The sequence below is a fragment of the Streptomyces sp. SAS_270 genome, assembly GCF_052543295.1.
Genome location: NZ_JBMNDS010000059.1, coordinates 21483 through 39540 on the forward strand (window position 1 = coordinate 21483; position 18058 = coordinate 39540).

Annotated in this window: 18 protein-coding genes and 1 tRNA gene; 12 read left to right on the top strand and 7 right to left on the bottom strand. The window is 68.0% G+C overall.

Annotated features, from left to right (window positions below; genetic code table 11):
- Positions 1-67 precede the first annotated feature (67 nt).
- The 4 genes from ACN6LB_RS31375 (at position 68) to ACN6LB_RS31390 (ending at position 2217) form a co-directional block, all read left to right on the top strand.
- Positions 68-140, top strand: a tRNA-Ala gene (locus ACN6LB_RS31375).
- Positions 141-600: 460 nt separating this feature from the next.
- Positions 601-789, top strand: coding sequence for a hypothetical protein (locus ACN6LB_RS31380; RefSeq protein WP_356134318.1), 189 nt, complete (start codon positions 601-603; stop codon positions 787-789).
- Complete coding sequence (locus tag ACN6LB_RS31385; RefSeq protein ID WP_356134182.1) at positions 786-1436, top strand: sigma-70 family RNA polymerase sigma factor; 651 nt, start codon at positions 786-788, stop codon at positions 1434-1436. The genes ACN6LB_RS31380 and ACN6LB_RS31385 overlap by 4 nt, the downstream gene beginning before the upstream one ends.
- The gene (locus tag ACN6LB_RS31390; protein ID WP_445028797.1) at positions 1420-2217 is read left to right on the top strand and encodes a hypothetical protein; all 798 of its coding nucleotides are present in this window, start codon (positions 1420-1422) and stop codon (positions 2215-2217) included. Before ACN6LB_RS31385 ends, ACN6LB_RS31390 begins: the two co-directional genes overlap by 17 nt.
- A gap of 163 nt (positions 2218-2380) precedes the next feature.
- On the opposite strand, the gene ACN6LB_RS31395 is transcribed toward ACN6LB_RS31390, so the two are convergent.
- A complete protein-coding gene (locus ACN6LB_RS31395; RefSeq protein WP_445028798.1) occupies positions 2381-3082 on the bottom strand; it encodes a DUF5324 family protein in 702 nt (233 codons plus the stop codon).
- Positions 3083-3473: 391 nt separating this feature from the next.
- On the opposite strand from ACN6LB_RS31395, the gene ACN6LB_RS31400 reads away from it, so the two are divergent.
- Both ACN6LB_RS31400 and ACN6LB_RS31405 read left to right on the top strand, forming a co-directional pair.
- On the top strand, positions 3474-4007 hold the full coding sequence (locus ACN6LB_RS31400) for a peptidylprolyl isomerase (RefSeq protein ID WP_356134188.1): 534 nt from the start codon (positions 3474-3476) through the stop codon (positions 4005-4007).
- Between the two features lie 173 nt (positions 4008-4180).
- Positions 4181-5101 (top strand): rhomboid family intramembrane serine protease, encoded by a 921-nt coding sequence (locus ACN6LB_RS31405; RefSeq protein WP_445028799.1) that lies wholly within the window; start codon positions 4181-4183, stop codon positions 5099-5101.
- A 235-nt stretch (positions 5102-5336) separates the two neighbouring features.
- Here ACN6LB_RS31405 and crgA read toward each other — a convergent pair whose 3' ends face one another.
- Positions 5337-5591, bottom strand: coding sequence for a cell division protein CrgA (crgA, locus tag ACN6LB_RS31410; protein WP_356134192.1), 255 nt, complete (start codon positions 5589-5591; stop codon positions 5337-5339).
- A 142-nt stretch (positions 5592-5733) separates the two neighbouring features.
- On the opposite strand from crgA, the gene ACN6LB_RS31415 reads away from it, so the two are divergent.
- Genes ACN6LB_RS31415 through ACN6LB_RS31440 form a run of 6 tightly spaced genes read left to right on the top strand, consistent with a single transcriptional unit; the run spans position 5734 to position 9984 of the window.
- A complete protein-coding gene (locus ACN6LB_RS31415; protein WP_356134194.1) occupies positions 5734-6513 on the top strand; it encodes a DUF881 domain-containing protein in 780 nt (259 codons plus the stop codon).
- Between the two features lie 24 nt (positions 6514-6537).
- The gene (locus ACN6LB_RS31420; protein WP_445028800.1) at positions 6538-7230 is read left to right on the top strand and encodes a class E sortase; all 693 of its coding nucleotides are present in this window, start codon (positions 6538-6540) and stop codon (positions 7228-7230) included.
- Between the two features lie 37 nt (positions 7231-7267).
- On the top strand, positions 7268-7465 hold the full coding sequence (locus ACN6LB_RS31425; RefSeq protein ID WP_356134200.1) for a hypothetical protein: 198 nt from the start codon (positions 7268-7270) through the stop codon (positions 7463-7465).
- On the top strand, positions 7462-8100 hold the full coding sequence (locus ACN6LB_RS31430; RefSeq protein ID WP_356134203.1) for an aminodeoxychorismate/anthranilate synthase component II: 639 nt from the start codon (positions 7462-7464) through the stop codon (positions 8098-8100). The genes ACN6LB_RS31425 and ACN6LB_RS31430 overlap by 4 nt, the downstream gene beginning before the upstream one ends.
- Positions 8097-9221 (top strand): class E sortase, encoded by a 1125-nt coding sequence (locus ACN6LB_RS31435; protein WP_445028801.1) that lies wholly within the window; start codon positions 8097-8099, stop codon positions 9219-9221. The genes ACN6LB_RS31430 and ACN6LB_RS31435 overlap by 4 nt, the downstream gene beginning before the upstream one ends.
- A gap of 13 nt (positions 9222-9234) precedes the next feature.
- On the top strand, positions 9235-9984 hold the full coding sequence (locus ACN6LB_RS31440; protein WP_445028802.1) for a class E sortase: 750 nt from the start codon (positions 9235-9237) through the stop codon (positions 9982-9984).
- Positions 9985-10075: 91 nt separating this feature from the next.
- Here ACN6LB_RS31440 and ACN6LB_RS31445 read toward each other — a convergent pair whose 3' ends face one another.
- The 5 genes from ACN6LB_RS31445 to ACN6LB_RS31465 form a co-directional block, all read right to left on the bottom strand.
- Positions 10076-11164, bottom strand: coding sequence for a restriction endonuclease (locus ACN6LB_RS31445; protein WP_445028803.1), 1089 nt, complete (start codon positions 11162-11164; stop codon positions 10076-10078).
- Positions 11165-11315: 151 nt separating this feature from the next.
- Complete coding sequence (gene pknB / locus ACN6LB_RS31450) at positions 11316-13325, bottom strand: Stk1 family PASTA domain-containing Ser/Thr kinase (protein ID WP_445028804.1); 2010 nt, start codon at positions 13323-13325, stop codon at positions 11316-11318.
- Between the two features lie 170 nt (positions 13326-13495).
- Positions 13496-14977 (bottom strand): peptidoglycan D,D-transpeptidase FtsI family protein, encoded by a 1482-nt coding sequence (locus ACN6LB_RS31455; RefSeq protein WP_445028805.1) that lies wholly within the window; start codon positions 14975-14977, stop codon positions 13496-13498.
- Positions 14974-16425 carry an FtsW/RodA/SpoVE family cell cycle protein gene (locus ACN6LB_RS31460; protein WP_445028806.1) on the bottom strand — a complete coding sequence of 484 codons (1452 nt, stop codon included), beginning with the start codon at positions 16423-16425 and terminating at the stop codon, positions 14974-14976. The genes ACN6LB_RS31455 and ACN6LB_RS31460 overlap by 4 nt, the downstream gene beginning before the upstream one ends.
- A gap of 26 nt (positions 16426-16451) precedes the next feature.
- Complete coding sequence (locus ACN6LB_RS31465) at positions 16452-18035, bottom strand: Stp1/IreP family PP2C-type Ser/Thr phosphatase (RefSeq protein ID WP_356134320.1); 1584 nt, start codon at positions 18033-18035, stop codon at positions 16452-16454.
- Positions 18036-18058 lie beyond the last annotated feature (23 nt).

The following is an 18058-nucleotide window of genomic DNA, read 5'->3' on the forward strand; positions in this document are numbered from 1 at the left end:
ACGACCCGGTACTCTGGTCTGCGGCGCCCGGCGGTACGCGGTTCCTCCGCCCGGACGCTCCTCTCCCGGGGCCTTAGCTCAGTTGGTAGAGCGCTGTCTTTGCATGGCAGATGTCAGGGGTTCGACTCCCCTAGGCTCCACACCCGGACCGGCCAGACGCCCTTCGCGGCGGCTGGCCGGTCTTTTTCATGCCCCGCGGCCCGGACCGACGGCCGGCCGCCACCCCCGTGATCAGCCGGAGCCCCAGGACCAGCCCTGCGTCGCTTCGGTGACCTGCGTCACAGAAGTATCCTTTGCGGGCGTTGCAGACCTTTGCGCAAAGAGATGCGAAAGGCAGGGGTCGTACGGTCGCCACGCAGGTCGACGAGGTGGCGAAAGGGGTGGCGCACCCCGGCGCATGCGCCATGTGTGAGCTGGAGTGAACGCAGCTGCGTAACCAGAACACTGCGCTCCGTTAAGAAAATCTGTACGGGTGTTGCACACACAGGCCGTTGCAAACGTCATCGTGGGCGGAGGGCGTAAACAGGCGCCGTCCCGAGGCCGCCCGGGGGCGCTGACAGGCCTCGCCTTGCACAAGGAGAGGCAAGACAGCTCGTGACGATGGACGTTGCCGGCGATGTGATCATCGCGGCGCTCGCCCTGCGGGTGTTCGGCCGCGACGCGGTCACCCTGCTGCGTCGGGTCGCCGCGGCCGGGGTGCGGGCGGGCATCAGCGAGATCCGGCGCGATGGCATCAGCGAGATGCGCCGCGAGGAGCTCCGCGACGAGGACCCCGAGGGGCATGCGTGACCCAGGACTTCTCCCCGCACGCACCTCGCGCCACGCGTATGAAGAAACTGCCACTGGACTTCGAGGCCTTCCACCAGATGTACCGGCCCCGCTATGTCTGCTGGGCCACCTCCCGGCTGGGCAGCAGGGCCGACGCCGAGGAGGCCGTCGACGCCGCCTTCGAGCAGTTACTCAAGGTCTGGCAGACCGTTCTGACCAAGGAGAACCCGGCGGCGTACGCCTGGCGAGTGCTCAGGAACAGCACCATCGACTTCTCCCGGGCACGCGACCGCCGCCCGGCACTCATAGGCGAGGCCGCCTTCGAGACCGTCGCGCTCGGCCGGGCAGTCGACCCCATCGGACAGTTCGAGGAGAGCCTCCACCTCTACCAGGCGATCGGACAGCTCCCGCCCCGTCAGATGGACGTCATCCTGCTCCAGTTCAGCCACGGCTACAGCGTCGACGAGGTCGCCGCCGCCCTCGGCATCACCGCCGCCGGTGTCCGCTCCACGGTCCGCCACGCCAAACGGCGCCTCCGGCACGCCTACGGCGTCAGAAGGAACCTGAAGGCGTGCGAGGACCTGGAGGCGTGCACGGACGAGAACGGCCCCAGCGACGAGGCCACCCCCACCAACGACGAAGGGCACGCCGATGACGTCGCACATTGACGACCTGCTCGCCCGGGCACGCCTGCGCCACGAGCCGTACACCCAGGCCGACATCGACGCGGCAGCCGCACGCCTCGCCACCCGGGCCGCCGCCTCCCGCCCCGGCCCCCTAGAAGACGACGCCTCCGAAAGGGACGTCTCCCCGGGCGAGGAAGCCTGCGCAGCCGATGACCTCCAGACCCTCTGCGAGACGGTCATCACCCACACCGACGCCCTGGCCGACCTCGAACTCTTCCTGGCCCGCGGAGCCCTCCCCGAGCCCCCCGGAGCGCGCGTCCTCGGCTGCATGCTCCAGCTCTCCGAACGCGAGGAGTCCGCCCGCTTCTGGTGGCAGTACGCCGCCGGAGCCGGAGACCCCGCCGCCAGCTACTGCCTCTACCTCCACCACCGCGCACTCGGCGAACACGGCGCCGCCGACTGGTGGCACACCCAGACCGACGCCGTCGCCGACCGGGACACCGACGAACCCGACACCGAGATCACCACCACCCTGCGCATACTGCGCGCCCTGAAGCCGGACGGTTCACCCGTGCCCGACCCCGTCAACGCCGTCCTCCACTACGTACCCGCCGCCGTCGCCTACGTCGATGACGACCTGGACCTCCCCTTACCCGACCCCGACTTCACCGAACGCGTCCGCGCCCTCGCCGCGCCGCCGCCGCAGGACACCGTCTGCCGCGGCGGCCGCCGGTCCGGGCCCCTGCCCGAACACCGGCGAGCCCCACTCCCGAAGCTCCCCAAACGGCGCCGCACTCGCGACCCGTCCGCCGGTTCCACGTGAAACATCGCTGGTTCCACGTGAAACATCGCCTCGAAAGACGCCGTGGGGCAGAAGACCCTCAGGTCTTCTGCCCCACGGCGTTCTTGAACCGGCCTCGGTGAACCGGCCTCGGTGAACCGGCCTCGGTGAACCGGCCTCGGTGAACCGGCTTCGGTGAACCGGCTCAGCGGCGGTCTTCGTGCTCCGACGCCTCTTCCTCGGCCTCCTTCGCCTGGACCTCCGGGTCCAGGGCGGACTGGCCGGTGCCGTCGACCGACGTCAGACGTCCCGTCTCCGGCACCTCCGTCGCCGCGGGCGGCTCGACCAGCCAGTCGGGGTTGGCCTGCTTGTCCCACCACTTCCACGCGGCGAACGCAGCGCCCGCCACAATCCCGAGAACGGCCAGCCCCTTGGCGATACGGCCGGCCCTCGCCCGCCGCTGGTGCTTACGGGCCAGCTTCTGGATCTCCCGGGGCGAGACCTGCCCACGCAGCGCGGCCAATGCTGCCGCACCGCGCGCGGCGGCCTCGTCCCGCATGGGCTGGGCGGCGGCGACCGCCTGCTCGATCCTCGGCTTGGAGTAGTCGGCGGCCTGCCGAGCCGCCTTGCGTGTACGGACGGCGGCCTCGTGGGCAGCCTGGTCGACCTTCGGCGGAACATGCGTACGGGCTTGTTCAAGACGCGGCGCGAGATGGGCGTCGTACTGCACACGGGCCTGGTCGGCGGCCTGCGACACCTTCGGCGCAAGCCGAACACGCGCCTCATGCGCGTACTGCGAGGCCTTGTCCTTGGCCGTGTCGGCGTAGGGCGCCACCACTTCCGCGGCGTGCAGCACGCTGTCCTTCGCCGAGCCGGTCGCGGCGCGCACGCTGTCAATGCGGGTCACGGGTTTCCTCCTCCTCGGTGGCGTACATAAGGGGCCGGGAGTGTGCCCCAAAGGCACAGTTCACCTTTCCACCCTTTTCGAGATCATGCCCGCCAACAGCCCCCGGGGCATGCGAGGACGGGCATCCGGGTCATGGGGACCGACTCCGGACCAGTTCGGATCAAGAGCTTCGCAACAGTCGATCACGTGAAATAGCGGATGAATACGGGGCAACGGGAGCTTGTCGTCGACAATGCCACGGATCCCCGCCCCGCGCGCCGGTCCGGGAAGGACTCGACGGGTTTTCTGTGAGGGCCCTGAAGGAAAACCCCTCGGACGAGTCGGCCGGGCGACGCGCGCCCTGGCCCGTGCAAGGATCGGGGAGTCACATGGAGACAACGGAAGGCACACCGTGGCCGAGCAGCTGTACGCCACTCTCAAGACCAGCCAAGGCGACATCGAGATCCGGCTGCTGCCGAACCACGCGCCCAAGACGGTCCGCAACTTCGTCGAACTCGCCGCGGGCGAGCGCGAATGGGTCAACCCGGAAACGGGCGTGAGGTCCACCGACAAGCTCTATGACGGCACGGTCTTCCACCGGGTGATCAGCGGCTTCATGATCCAGGGCGGTGACCCCCTGGGCAACGGCACCGGCGGCCCCGGCTACCAGTTCGAGGACGAGTTCCACCCGGACCTGCGCTTCGACAAGCCCTACCTGCTGGCCATGGCCAACGCCGGACCGGGCACCAACGGCTCGCAGTTCTTCATCACGGTCTCCCCGACGGCCTGGCTGACGCGCAAACACACCATCTTCGGCGAGGTCACCGACAAGGTCAGCCAGAAGGTCGTGAACGACATCGCGGACGTCGAGATCAACCCGCACACCGAGCGGCCCGTCACCGACATCGTCATCCAGTCGGTCGTCATCGAGAAGCGCCAGGGCTGAACAACCCCTACCGCGCGGACCCGCACCCACCCGTCCCGAGCCGCACGACCCGGCACCTCCGGCCCGAGGTTCCCGCAGGGAACCAAACGCCCCGTTCATCCGTAAGGATGGACGGGGCGGTGCGTTGCCCATCCGTGCGCCGCACAGCCTTCGTACGGAGAATGAGGGGACCCATGGACCAGGCGCCAGGCAGCCCGCAGGGCCCGCAAGGCCCACAGGATCAGGGATCGAAGGACGCCCGATCCCTGCCCACCTGCTACCGGCACCCGGACCGCGAGACCGGCATCCGCTGCACCCGCTGCGAACGCCCGATCTGCCCCGAGTGCATGATCAGCGCCTCCGTCGGCTTCCAGTGCCCCGACTGCGTCCGTGACGGCTCCGGCACGGGCCACGCACCGACGGCCAACCAGCCCCGCACCCTCGCGGGCGGCACCCAGACCAGAGACACCAGGCTCCTCACCAAGATCCTCATCGGGGTCAACGTCGTCATGTTCCTGGCCCAGCTCCGCCTGGGCGACCGCTTCACCGACCGCCTCGAGCTCATCGGCCGCGCGTACGTCCCGAGCCTCGGCTCACTCGAAGGCGTCGCCGAAGGCCAGTGGTACCGGATGCTGACGTCGATGTTCCTGCACGGCAGCTACATCCACATCCTGTTCAACATGCTCAGCCTGTGGTGGCTCGGAGGCCCCCTGGAAGCGGCCCTCGGCCGCGCCCGCTACTTCGCCCTCTACTTCGTCTCGGGTCTCGCGGGCAGTGGGCTCACCTATCTCCTCGCCGCGCAGAACCAGCCGTCGCTCGGCGCCTCCGGCGCCGTCTTCGGCCTCTTCGGCGCGACCGCCGTCCTGATGCGCCGGCTCAACTACGACATGCGCCCGATCATCGCCCTGCTGGTGATCAACCTGATCTTCACCTTCGGCTGGAGCAACATCGCCTGGCAGGCCCACATCGGCGGCCTCGTCGGCGGTGTCGTCGTCGGCTACGCCATGGTCCACGCCCCGCGCGAGAAGCGGACGCTGATCCAGTACGGCACCTGCGCCCTGGTCCTGGCCGTGGTCGTCGTCGCGACGCTGGTCAGGACCGCTCAGCTCACCTGAGGAACGGATGTTGTCCACAGACCGTGCGCGATCTTGTGCACGCTGTGCGGGAACAGCTGTGCCCCCTGTCGCTGACCTGAGTTTTCCCAGGTAGAACAGGGGGCGAACACGCTTCCGGATGCCGGTAGGCCAGTCACACCGGCGTCAACATCCCGATGGGTTATCCACAGATCAGCTTTCTTTTCCACCTGTGGATAACCACTGTGGATAACTCAGTGGATAGCCGTGGGCAGAGCTACTTCCACTGGGTGGAAACACCGAATCCCGCGGCGATGAAGCCGAAGCCGACCACGATGTTCCAGTTGTCGAGCGCATCGATCGGCAGCGAGCCGTCCGTCACGTAGAAGACGACGATCCACGCGAGACCGATGAGGAACATGGCCAGCATGACCGGGGCCACCCAGCCGCGGTTGGTCAGCTTGATATTGGTCGCCTGCTTCGCCGCGGGCGGCGTGTAGTCGGCCTTCTTGCGGATACGTGACTTCGGCACGAGGGTCTCTCCTGTCGATGCGCTGCGTGGCCGCGCAGGGAACTGGGGGCTGGCTCCGGGGCAGCGTACAAGGGGACACTGAGGCTCCCCCGGGCGTCCGTTAGCGTAGTGCTTCCGCGGCGCCGAAGGAGATAAGGGTACGTTGAGCAATTCTGCCGACTCCCCAGGGACGGGTTCCAGTCCTGCCGGTGTGCGCCGTTTCCGGCCCGTACGTCTGCTCACTGTCGCCGTGTTCGCCCTCGCCGGACTCCTCTTCATCACGAGCTTCAACACGGCCAAAGGCACGAATATCCGTACGGACACGTCCTTGCTGAAGCTCTCCGACCTCATTCAGGAGCGCAGCCACAAGAACGGTCAGCTCGACTCGTCGAACGGAGCGCTGCGCGACGACGTCGAGGCGCTCGCGGGCCGCGAGGACGGAAGTTCGAAGGCCGAGGACGCCAAGCTCGCGGCGCTGGAGAAGAACGCGGGCACCCAGAAGCTCAAGGGCAAGGCCGTCACGGTCACCCTGAACGACGCCCCGCCGAACGCCACGGCCAAGCTGCCCGGCTATCCCGAGCCTCAGCCTGACTACCTGGTCATCCACCAGCAGGACCTGCAGGCGGTGGTGAACGCCCTGTGGCAGGGCGGCGCCAAGGGCATCAAGGTCATGGACCAGCGGCTGATCTCCACGAGCGCCGTGCGCTGTGTGGGCAACACCCTGATCCTCCAGGGCCGCGTCTACTCGCCCCCGTACAAGATCACCGCGGTGGGTGACCCCGAGAAGCTCCAGAAGTCCCTGGCGGCCTCTCCGGCGATCCAGAACTACATGGTGTACGTCAACGTCTACGGGCTCGGCTGGAAAGTCGAGGAGGACGGCACGGTGACTCTTCCCGGCTATTCGGGCACAGTTGATCTGCACTACGCGAAGCCTGTGGAGTGAACTGAGCCGTTTCGGGAGCTGCCGGTGCGCGTCGTCGTCAGGACCGTCAGCGAACTCTGCATCACCGTGGGCACCCTGATCGTCCTCTTCGTCGTCTATGTGCTGTTCTGGACCGGCGTCCGGGCGGACGGCGAGATGAACCATCAGATCGATGTGCTCCACGACCAGTGGGCCAAGCGGACGGCGCATCCCACGGCGACCGCATCGCCCGGCGCTTCGGCCGCCCCCGAGGAGCCGGCGCCGTACGCCGCGGGCAGACCCTTCGCGATCATGTACATCCCGCGGCTTGGTTTCACGTGGAACAAGCCCGTGCTGGAGAACACCGCGGTCGGCACCCTGAAGAAGGGGCTAGGTCACTACGCGGGCACCGCGCAGCTGGGCCAGGAGGGCAACTTCGCGGTCGCCGGTCACCGGCGCACCTACGGCGACCCGTTCAAGGACTTTCCGAAGCTGCGCCCCGGCGACGCGGTCGTGCTGACCGAGGGGACGACCTGGTTCACGTATCGGATCGACAAAGGCCCCTACAAAACCGTGCCCACGGACGTTGAGGTGATCAACCCTGTGCCACGTAAGTCGGGGTACACGCGCGCGGGCCGCTATCTGACGCTGACCACGTGCGATCCGGAGTGGGGCCACAGCCACCGGCTGATCGTCTGGGCGCACCTGGACTCCACACAGCCTGTGGACGCCGGGAAACCGGCGGCCCTGCGCCGTTAGTCTGGTGCGGTACGGCGTGAGTCCGGTGGTGTATGGCGTGACTCAGGTGCCGTGGTGCGACGGAAGGGACGGCATGTACGGCTGGATCTGGCGGCATCTGCCGGGGAATGTGTGGATACGGGCGCTGATCTCGCTCGTCCTGGTCCTCGCGGTGGTCTACGTGCTGTTCCAGTACGTCTTTCCGTGGGCCGAACCGCTGCTTCCCTTCAATGATGTGACGGTGGACAACCAGTGAGCGCGCGGATTCTCGTCGTCGACAACTACGACAGCTTCGTCTTCAACCTGGTCCAGTACCTGTACCAGCTGGGCGCCGAGTGCGAGGTGCTGCGCAACGACGAGGTGTCGACGGCGCACGCCCAGGACGGCTTCGACGGCGTGCTGCTGTCGCCGGGCCCCGGCGCCCCCGAGCAGGCCGGCGTCTGCATCGACATGGTCCGGCACTGCGCCGCGACGGGCGTCCCGGTCTTCGGCGTCTGCCTGGGCATGCAGTCGATGCAGGTGGCGTACGGCGGTGTGGTGGACCGGGCGCCGGAGCTGCTGCACGGCAAGACCTCGCTCGTGGAGCACGAGGGCAGGGGCGTCTTCGCGGGCCTGCCCTCCCCCTTCACGGCGACTCGCTACCACTCCCTCGCCGCCGAGCCGGCGACCGTCCCGGCCGAGCTGGAGGTCACCGCCAGGACGCACGACGGGATCATCATGGGCCTCAGGCACCGTGAACTCCCGGTCGAGGGCGTGCAGTTCCACCCCGAGTCGGTGCTGACCGAGCACGGGCACCGGATGCTCGCCAACTGGCTGGTGGAGTGCGGCGACCAGGGTGCCGTCGGGCGTTCCTCGGGGCTCGCCCCGGTGGTGGGCAGGGCCACGGCGTGACCGCCCTGCGCCCCGAGCGCGACAGCTCCCCCTACGGCGGCGAGGCCGCGTACGGGGGCGCTGAAGCGTTCGAGGGCGCGCAGGGCGCGGAGTGGTACCCGGAGGGATACGCGAGCGACTGGCCCGGGGCGGCGCCTGCAACGGCGCCCGCGACTGCGCCCGAGACGGCGTACGAGCCGCCGCAGGAGCAGCCGTACGTCCCGCGGTTGCCCGACGACGAGACCGTGGCGCTGCGAATACCGGATACGCCGGGTCTGGCGGAGCGCGCGGCGAGGGCGGCCGCGAGGCAGGCCGCGCCCGCCCCGGGAGGCCGCGCGGCGCGGCGCAAGGCGGCCCGGCGGCACGGTCGGCACGGCGGAGCCCCGGAAACGGCCGAGAAGGCCTCTGAGGCGCCCGCAGGAGCCCCCCGTACGCGGATGGAGGCGCGGAGGGCGGCGCGGGCCCGGAAGCCCGGTGTGGCCGTTCTGGTGAGCCGGGTGGTCGGCGAGGTGTTCATCACCACCGGCGTTCTGATGCTGCTGTTCGTGACGTACCAGTTGTGGTGGTCGAACGTGCGGGCGCACCAGCAGGCCGGCAGTGAGGCGCACCATCTCCAGGAGGACTGGGCGAGCGGGAAGCGGAAGCCGGGGGCGTTCGCGCCCGGGCAGGGGTTCGCGATCCTGCACATTCCGAAGCTGGACGTGGTCGCGCCGATCGCGGAGGGCACGAACAAGACGAAGGTGCTGGACCGGGGGATGGTCGGGCACTACGGCGAGGGTGCGACGAAGACGGCGATGCCGGATGCCGCGACGGGCAACTTCGGGCTCGCGGGGCACCGCAACACGCATGGCGAGCCGTTTCGGTACATCAACCGGCTGAAGCCCGGCGACGCGATCGTGGTGGAGACGCAGGACGCGTACTACGTCTACAAGATGGCGTCGATCCTGCCCGTGACGAGTCCGTCGAACACGGGTGTGCTCGACGCGATCCCCAAGGGTTCGAGTTTCACGACGCCGGGCCGCTACATCACACTGACGACCTGTACCCCCGAATTCACCAGCAAGTACCGGATGATCGTGTGGGGCAAGATGGTCGAGGAACGGCCCCGCAGCAAGGGCAAGCCGGATGCGCTCGTCGAGTAAGGACAGATGAACAGTGGCAGCGACGACCGACCAGGACGAGCGTGCCGGCGCCGATCCCGAGGCCGGGGCGCCCGTGCGGCGCCGCCGCGGGCACGGCCGGATCGCGATGGCGGTCAGTGTCTTCGGTGAACTCCTCATCACCGCGGGCCTGGTGCTCGGTCTCTTCGTCGTCTACTCGCTGTGGTGGACGAACGTCATCGCCGACCGTGAGGCGGACAAGCAGGGCGACAAGGTCCGCGACGGGTGGGCGCAGGACAAGGGCCCGGGTGCCCTGGACACGAAGAACGGCATCGGGTTCCTGCATGTCCCGGCGATGAAGAACGGCGAGGTCCTCGTCGAGAAGGGCACGTCGACCAAGGTCCTCAACAACGGGGTCGCCGGCTACTACACGGATCCCGTCAAGGCGTCCCTGCCGATGACCGGCAAGGACGGCAATTTCACCCTCGCCGCCCACCGCGACGGCCACGGCGCCAAGTTCCACAACATCGACAAGGTGGAGAAGGGCGACCCGATCGTCTTCGAGACGAAGGACGACTGGTACGTCTACAAGGTCTTCTCGATCCTCCCCGAGACCTCGAAGTACAACGTCAAGGTCCTCCAGACGGTCCCCAAGCAGTCCGGCAAGAAGAAGCCCGGCCACTACATCACCCTGACGACCTGCACACCGGTGTACACCTCCCGGTACCGCTACGTGGTCTGGGGCGAGCTGGAGCGCGTGGTGAAGGTCGACAGCGAACGGACGCTGCCGAAGGAACTGCTTTAGCGAGACATGCCGTCGCGCTAAAGATGGGTCGGGCCCGAAGCCGCAACTATCCCTTGCGGCTTCGGGCCTTTCCGACTGGCTCCGGTGACGCCTACCGGAGGACAGGGAGGGGAACTCCCGCGCTCCACTTCTCCAGGTGGGCGCGGTCCACGAGGGTGACGCCGTGGCTCTCCGCGATGGCACGCGCGTCGGGCGTGAACGTTGTCGTGGCGACGAATAGCGCCACGTCGGCGGCGTGCTGAACGTGCGAAGCGCCGAGGAATTTCTGCAGCTCGCCGCTCCACACGGGGCGGTACGGCGCGAAGCTCTTGCACTGCGCGACGACCGTGCGTCCGTCGGCGGTGCACGCCGTGACATCCACTCCCCGGTCACCCGGACCGCCGTGCACGATGACGTCCGTACAGCCGTCGCGGCGCAGCAGAACCGCGATGTGGTGCTCGAACTCCCGCCAGTTCATGGCGTCGATGGAGGCCATGATTCCGGTGTACGGGCGCGGACCCCGGGTGTGTTCGAGCTCGGTGATGCGGGTGTCGTGATCGCACAGCCGCTGCTCGACCCGTTGGACATCTTCACGGAGGGCGATGAGTTCCTGACGGTGTTCGCCCGAGGTTTCGATCAGGGCGTTGAACATGGGGACGACGGTCTTGCCGAGGATCTGGGTGATGCGCTGGTCGATGCGGTCGTCGAGGGAGGCGCTGTCCGTCTGGGCAGGAGGGTTATCCACAGGCCCTTTGCGCGTCAGGTACTCCATGTCGAGAAGGTACGTACGCACCTGACGTGCCACGTCGCTGTCCCGGAGCAGCATGGCGACGTTGAGGACGGCTCGACGGGAGAAGATGGCCAAGGCCTTCGAGCGCGACGGAATCCCACTGGCCCTCTTAAAGAGGGCCAGTCGCGTGCCCATCAAGACGTGGTACCCGCTGGCTTCCAGTTCTGCCCTATGGTCTTCGACGACCGACTCGAGCGTCTTCACGGCAACTTCGAAGTACGCCGCCACCATCGCCGTAGTCACATGCATCCCGTCCGGAAGCAGCGACAGTGCCTTGACCCTGTCGAGCACTTCCGTGCGTTCCAGCGCGCTGTCGCGCAGAGCCTTCGACTCCAGCAGCGCCGATTCGTGAATCACGTTCTGACCCTCCGTTCGTGACGTGGCCGTATGGCCAGGGCAGAGTTCCGGCACCCCACCCCCATTCGATCAACGAGTCGTCAGATGTGAAGACACGATCGAAGGACGAGCGGATGTTCAGGTCGGGGGGTGAGGGCGACGCGCGAGAGCCCCGGCGTCCTGTGTGAACAGGATGCCGGGGCTCTTGCGTACGGCTGAGCGGGTGTCAGTCCTCGGTGCGGGCCGCCGTGCCCGTGACTCCACCGAAGATGTTGGTTCCGCCGTTGTTGTTGCCGCCCTGGTTGTTGCCGCCCTGGCCGACGGCGACCAGGTTGACCGCCGTGCCCTTGTCGACCTGGCTGTTGGGTGCCGGGTCCTGGGTGAACACGATGGCGTTGTCGTCCTGGGAGCCGCCGATGTTGCCGACGTTCAGCCCGGCGTCGTTGAGGGCCTTCTTGGCGTCCTTGAGCGACAGCTGCGTCACCGTCGGCACGGTGACCTTCTCCGCCTCGGCGGCCTTGCCGATCTGGATGGACACCGTGGACTGCGGGTCCGCCGTCGAGTTGGCCTGCGGGGAGGTCTGGATGACCTTGCCGACCAGGTTGGGATCCTGGGTCTCGACGTCGGTGCACTCGCCGACGAGCTTGTTGGCCGTCATCTGCGCCTTGGCCTCGTCACAGGTCTTGCCGGACACGTCCGGGACCGTGGACTTCTTCTCTTCCTTGGCGATGGTGAGGGTGACCGTCGTCCCCTTCTGCACCTCTGCGCCGAGCTCCGGGTCCTGCTCCAGCACCTTGCCCGGGTCCTCGTCGGAGACCTCGGTCTTCGTATCGACCACGAAGGAGTACTTGGGGTCCTCGAGGATCTCCTTGGCCTCGTCGAGGGTCTTGCCCTTGACGCTCGGCACCACGACCTTGGGCGCCCCCGTGGACACCACCAGAGTGATCGTGTCGCCCTTCTTGACCTGGGTGTTGGGCTTGGGGGTCTGGTCGCAGACGACGCCCTTTTTCTGGTTCTCGCAGGGCTTCGGGTCGAACTGCAGCTTCAGCGCGACGTTGTCCGCCTGCTTCCTCGCATCCGCCTTCGACTGGTTGACGAAGTTCGGGGTGTCGACAGTGTTGGAACTCGATCCGCTGCCGTCGACCATCCACTTGCCGATCAGGATGGCGCCGACGAGGACCAGGGCGCCCGCGATGACCAGCAGGATCGTGGAGGTGTTGTTCTTCTTCTGGCGCCGGCGGTCGGGGCGGTCGTCGTAGCCGTAGCCGCCGTCGTCCGGGTTCATCGGCGGGAGCATGGTGGTGGCGCCGGCGTCCTGGCGCAGGGCCGTCGTCGGCTGGTCGTCGGGGTAGCCGCCGTAGCCGACGGAGCCCATGGCGGCGGTGGCCGCGACGGGCTGGCCGTCGAGACAGGCCTCGATGTCGATGCGCATCTCGTCGGCGGACTGGTAGCGGTAGTCCGGGTCCTTGGTGAGGGCCTTCAGCACGATCGCGTCCATCTCGGGCGTGATCTCGGCGTCGAAGACGCTCGGCGGCTGCGGCTCCTCGCGGACGTGCTGGTAGGCCACCGCCACCGGGGAGTCGCCGACGAACGGGGGCCGGACCGTCAGCAGCTCGTAGAGCAGGCAGCCGGTCGAGTACAGGTCGGAGCGGGCGTCGACCTGCTCACCCTTCGCCTGTTCCGGCGAGAGGTACTGGGCCGTGCCGATGACCGCCGCGGTCTGCGTCATCGTCATGCCGGAGTCGCCCATGGCGCGGGCGATGCCGAAGTCCATGACCTTGACCTGCCCGTTGCGCGTCAGCATGACGTTCGCGGGCTTGATGTCGCGGTGGACGATGCCGGCGCGGTGGGAGTACTCCAGTGCCTGGAGGATCCCGATGGTCATCTCCAGGGTGCGCTCGGGCAGCAGCTTGCGCCCGGAGTGCAGCAGCTCGCGCAGCGTGGACCCGTCGACGTACTCCATCACGATGTACGGAATGGAGGTGCCGTCGATGTAGTCCTCACCCGTGTCGTACACGGCGACGATCGCGGGATGGTTGAGCGAGGCGGCCGACTGGGCCTCCCGGCGGAACCGGGCCTGGAAGGACGGGTCGCGCGCGAGGTCTGCGCGCAGCGTCTTCACCGCCACGGTGCGGCCGAGCCGGGTGTCATGCGCGAGGTAGACCTCCGCCATGCCACCACGGCCGAGCACCTGGCCCAGCTCGTACCGGCCGCCGAGGCGACGCGGCTCTTCCATAGCTACCTACCAGCCCTCTCCGTCGGTCCCGCCCGCACCTTTGTTTGGTCCGGCGGTGTGCTGTCCGGGCATACCGTACCCGGATCGCTTTGTGTGACCTGGCCAAGACCGTCACCCGTGACAGGACCGGTATCGCAACGTGCACCGATGTGAAGGGGACGTGAGCGGGGTCACTTCTTGCTGTCGATGACTGCCTTCATCACGCTCCTCGCGATCGGCGCTGCGAGACCGCCGCCGCTGATGTCGCCGCGGTTGGCGCTGCCGTCCTCGACGACCACGGCCACGGCCACCGGGGAGCTGTTGTCGCTGAGCTTCGCGTAGGAGATGAACCAGGCGTACGGCTTCTCGCTGTTGCCGACGCCGTGCTGGGCGGTGCCGGTCTTGCCGCCGACGGTGACGCCGCTGATCCGGGCGTTGTTGCCGGTGCCCTGCGGGTCGTTGACGACCGTCTCCATCATGGACTGCAGGATCTGGGCGTTCTTCTCGGAGAGCGGCTTGCTCATCTCCTGCGGCTCGGTCTGCTCGATGACGTCCAGGTTGTGGGTGCTCACCTTGCTGACCATGTACGGCTTCATCAGCGTGCCGTCGTTGGCGACGGCGGAGGCCACCATGGCCATCTGGAGCGGGGTCGCTGCGGTCTCGAACTGACCGATGGAGCTGAGCGCGGTCTGCGGCTTGTCCATGGTCTTGGAGAAGTTGGAGGCGGCGGCACGCACCGGGGTGTCGATCTTGGCGTCGTTGAAGCCGAACTTCTCGGCCTCCTCCAGCATCTTGTCCCTGCCGAGGTCGGCGCCGATCTTGCCGAAGACGGTGTTGCAGGAGAACTTGAGGGCGACACGCATGGTGGCGTCCTTGCAGGGGATGGGCCCCTCGTTCTTCAGCGGGGTCCGGGTGGTCGGCAGGTTGTAGGGCAGCGGCGAGTCCGTCTTGCTGTCGGCGTCCGTGTAGAGGCCGTTTTCCAGGGCCGCGGCCGCGGTGACCACCTTGAAGGTGGAGCCCGGCGGGTAGGCCTGGCGCAGTGCCCGGTTGAGCATCGGCTCGTCGGGGTTGTTCTCCTTCTGGAGCGCCTTCCACTCCTTCTCGTCGGTCATCCCCGCGATGGTGGAGGGGTCGTACGAGGGGGTGGAGGCGAGGGCGAGGATCGCGCCGGTCTGCGGGTCGATCGCGGCGACGGCGCCCTTCTTGTCGCCGAGGCCCTTGAAGGCGGCCTTCTGGGCGGCGAGGCTCAGCGTGGTGACGACGTTGCCGCCCTGCTTGGGCTTGCCGGTGATCATGTCGAGGGTGTTGCGGAAGAAGAGCCGGTCGTCGTTGCCGGTGAGGATGCCGTCCTCGAGCTTCTCGAGCTGGGTGGCGTCGTAGGCCTGCGAGGCGAACCCGGTGACGGGCGCCCACATGGGGCCGTTCTTGTACGTGCGCTTGTACTTGTAGTCGTTGAGGCTGTTGTCGTCCGACTTGGCGTAGCCGGTGATCGGGTCGCCGTCGACGATGATGTCGCCGCGCGGTGTGGCGTAGCGGGCGATGGCTACGCGGCGGTTCTTGGGGTCTTCCTTCAGCGTGTCGGCCTGGACGTACTGGAGCCAGTTGTCCCGGATGAGCAGCGCGAGGACGAGGAGACCGCAGAAGAGTGCGATCCGGCGCAGGGGCTTGTTCATGACGGGCGGACCACCTGGGTCATCTCGGCGTCGGGGCTGGGTGCGGGTGCGGGCGCCGGGCGGCGTGCGGTGTCGCTGATGCGGATCAGGATGGCGATCAGGGCCCAGTTGGCGATGACGGAGGAGCCGCCGGACGCGAGGAACGGCATGGTCATACCGGTCAGCGGGATGAGGCCCATGACTCCGCCGGCGACGACGAAGACCTGGAGGCCGAAGGCGCCGGAGAGGCCGACGGCGAGGAGCTTGCCGAAGGGGTCGCGGGCGGCGAGGGCGGTACGGATGCCGCGTTCGACGATCAGGCCGTAGATGAGCAGGATCGCCATGACGCCGGCGAGGCCCAGTTCCTCGCCGAAGGTGGCGAGGATGAAGTCGGAGTTGGCGGCGAAGCGGATGAGTTCGGAGTGGCCCTGGCCGAGGCCGGTGCCGAGGGTGCCGCCGGAGCCGAAGGCCCACAGGGCCTGCATGGCCTGCTCGGAGTGGACGACGCCGTCGTGGACGCCGGCCTGGCTGAGCAGATACTCGTGCATGGGGTCGAGCCAGGCCTGCACACGCGTCTTGACGTGCGGTTCGAAGCTGGCCACGCCGACGGCGCCGGCCGCGGACATCAGCAGACCGAAGACGATCCAGCTGGTCCGCTCCGTGGCGACGTACAGCATGATGATGAACATTCCGAAGAACAGCAGCGACGTGCCGAGGTCGGTCTCGAAGACCAGGATGAGGATCGAGATCATCCAGACGACGACGATCGGGCCGAGGTCGCGGCCGCGCGGCAGGTACAGGCCCATGAAGCGGCGGCTGGCGAGGGCCAGCGCGTCCCGCTTCACCATCAGGTAGCCGGCGAAGAAGATCGCGAGGACGATCTTCGCGAACTCGCCGGGCTGGATGGAGAATCCGGCGACCGAGATCCAGATCTTGGCGCCGTAGGTGATGTTCGCGCCGAGGCCGGGGACCAGCGGGAGCAGCAGCAGGACCAGGGCGCCGACCATGGAGATGTAGGTGTAGCGCTGCAGGACGCGGTGGTCCTTGAGGAAGATCAGCACGACGGCGAACAGGGCGATGGCCAGCGCGGTGTAGAGCAGCTGGCGGGGCGCCGCGTTGCCGGCCTGGCCGATCTTCTGGAGCAGCTTCGACTGGTCGAGCCGCCAGATGACCACCAGGCCGAGCCCGTTGAGGAGCGTGGCCAGCGGCAGCAGCAGCGGGTCCGCGTACGGGGCGAACTTCCGTACGACGAGGTGGCCGACGCCGGCCAGCAGGCCGAGGCCGAGGCCGTAGCTCAGCAGGCCCGTGGGCACCTTGTCGTCGATGGCCAGGCCCACGTTGGCGTAGGCGAACACCGGGATGACGACGGCGAACACCAGGAGCGCGAGCTCGGTGTTGCGTCGGCTCGGTGTGCCGATCGCCCCGATCGTGGACGTGTGCTGCGTCGACGGGTTGGTTGTACTGCTCATCGTGTGACTGGGCCCCTCACGGCTGCTTACTGCTTACCGCACTGCGAGACCAGCTTCTGCTCTTCGTCGGAGAGGCTGGGGCCGGGTGTGGGAGTGGGTGCGGTCGTGGACTTGGAGGACGAAGGCGCCGATGACGACGGGCTCGGGTTCGGTGTCGGCGACGACGTGGCCTTGGACGTCAGCGAGGTGGTTGTGGTTCCCGTGGTCCCACCTGCCTCGCCCTCACCGGTCTTCGCGTTGCTGTCGGTCTCGGCGGCGCGGCGCTGCGCCTGCTTCTCGCATGCGGAGGCCTGCACGGCGAGCTCGTCGATCTTCGACTGGGCGTCGTCGAGGCCGCCTTCGGCGATGGTCGCCTTGACCTGCTTCTGCTGGTACGGCGGCAGGTACTTGAGTTCGATCTCGGGGTGGTCCTTCTCGATCTTCGAGAGCGAGACCCAGGCCAGGTCCTGGCTGATGCCGCGGTAGAGCGCGACGTGCTCGCCCTTGGCGCCGACGTAGTACTGCGTCTGCGTCCAGCGGTAGCCGCCGTAGAGCCCGCCGCCGATGACGGCGAGCGCGAGCGCGATGTAGAGGGATCTCTTCAGCCACTTGCGTCCGCCGGGCTTGACGAAGTCCTCGTCGGAGTAGGCGCCGAAGTTGCCCGCGGGGACGTAGCCGGTGGTGTCGCCGCTGCCGGGCGGGCCGAACTCGCCGCCACCGCCGCCCTGTCCGGGAACCGGACGGCCGAGGCTGGAGGCGCGGCCCGCGGGGGTCTGCATGGCGCCGTTGTCGTGCATCTGGTGCTGATGCTGGTTCTCGGCGACCGCGCCGACGACGACGGGGGTGTCGGAGAGCTGTCCGGCGAGGGTGTCGCCGGAGTCGATGTCGAGGACGTCGGCGACGATGACGGTGATGTTGTCGGGGCCGCCGCCGCGCAGCGCGAGCTCGATGAGGTTCTGGACGGTCTCCTGCGGGCCCTGGTAGCTGGCGAGGGTGTCCTCCATCGTCTGATGGGAGACGACGCCGGAGAGGCCGTCGGAGCAGATCAGGTACCGGTCGCCGGCGCGGACCTCGCGGATGGAGAGGTCCGGCTCGACGTGTTCACCGCTGCCCAGCGCGCGCATCAGCAGGGAGCGCTGCGGGTGGGTGGTGGCTTCTTCCTCGGTGATGCGGCCCTCGTCGACGAGGCGCTGCACCCAGGTGTGGTCCTGGGTGATCTGCGTCAGTACGCCGTCACGCAGCAGGTAGGCGCGGGAGTCGCCGACGTGCACGAGGCCGAGGCGCTGGCCGGTCCACAGCAGGGCGGTGAGCGTGGTGCCCATGCCTTCGAGCTGGGGGTCCTCGTCGACCATCGAGCGCAGCTGGTCGTTGGCGCGCTGCACGGCCGTGCCGAGCGAGGTGAGGATGTCGGAGCCTGGCACGTCGTCGTCGAGCGAGACGATGGTGGAGATCACCTCGGAGGAGGCCACCTCACCGGCGGCCTGGCCGCCCATGCCGTCGGCGATCGCGAGCAGCCGCGGCCCGGCGTAACCGGAGTCCTCGTTGCCCTCGCGGATCATGCCTTTGTGCGATCCGGCGGCGAAGCGCAGTGACAGACTCATGCGCACCTCGCCCGTCGGCTCCGGGTACATCCGCACGGTGCCCACCCTCCGGT

Coding starts and splice junctions, on each gene's coding strand:
- ACN6LB_RS31380 (WP_356134318.1), top strand. CDS start 601: ATGGACGTTGCCGGCGATGTGATCATCGCGGCGCTCGCCCTGCGGGTG.
- ACN6LB_RS31390 (WP_445028797.1), top strand. CDS start 1,420: ATGACGTCGCACATTGACGACCTGCTCGCCCGGGCACGCCTGCGCCAC.
- ACN6LB_RS31405 (WP_445028799.1), top strand. CDS start 4,181: ATGGACCAGGCGCCAGGCAGCCCGCAGGGCCCGCAAGGCCCACAGGAT.
- pknB (WP_445028804.1), bottom strand. CDS start 13,325: ATGGAAGAGCCGCGTCGCCTCGGCGGCCGGTACGAGCTGGGCCAGGTG.
- ACN6LB_RS31455 (WP_445028805.1), bottom strand. CDS start 14,977: ATGAACAAGCCCCTGCGCCGGATCGCACTCTTCTGCGGTCTCCTCGTC.
- ACN6LB_RS31460 (WP_445028806.1), bottom strand. CDS start 16,425: ATGAGCAGTACAACCAACCCGTCGACGCAGCACACGTCCACGATCGGG.
- ACN6LB_RS31465 (WP_356134320.1), bottom strand. CDS start 18,035: ATGTACCCGGAGCCGACGGGCGAGGTGCGCATGAGTCTGTCACTGCGC.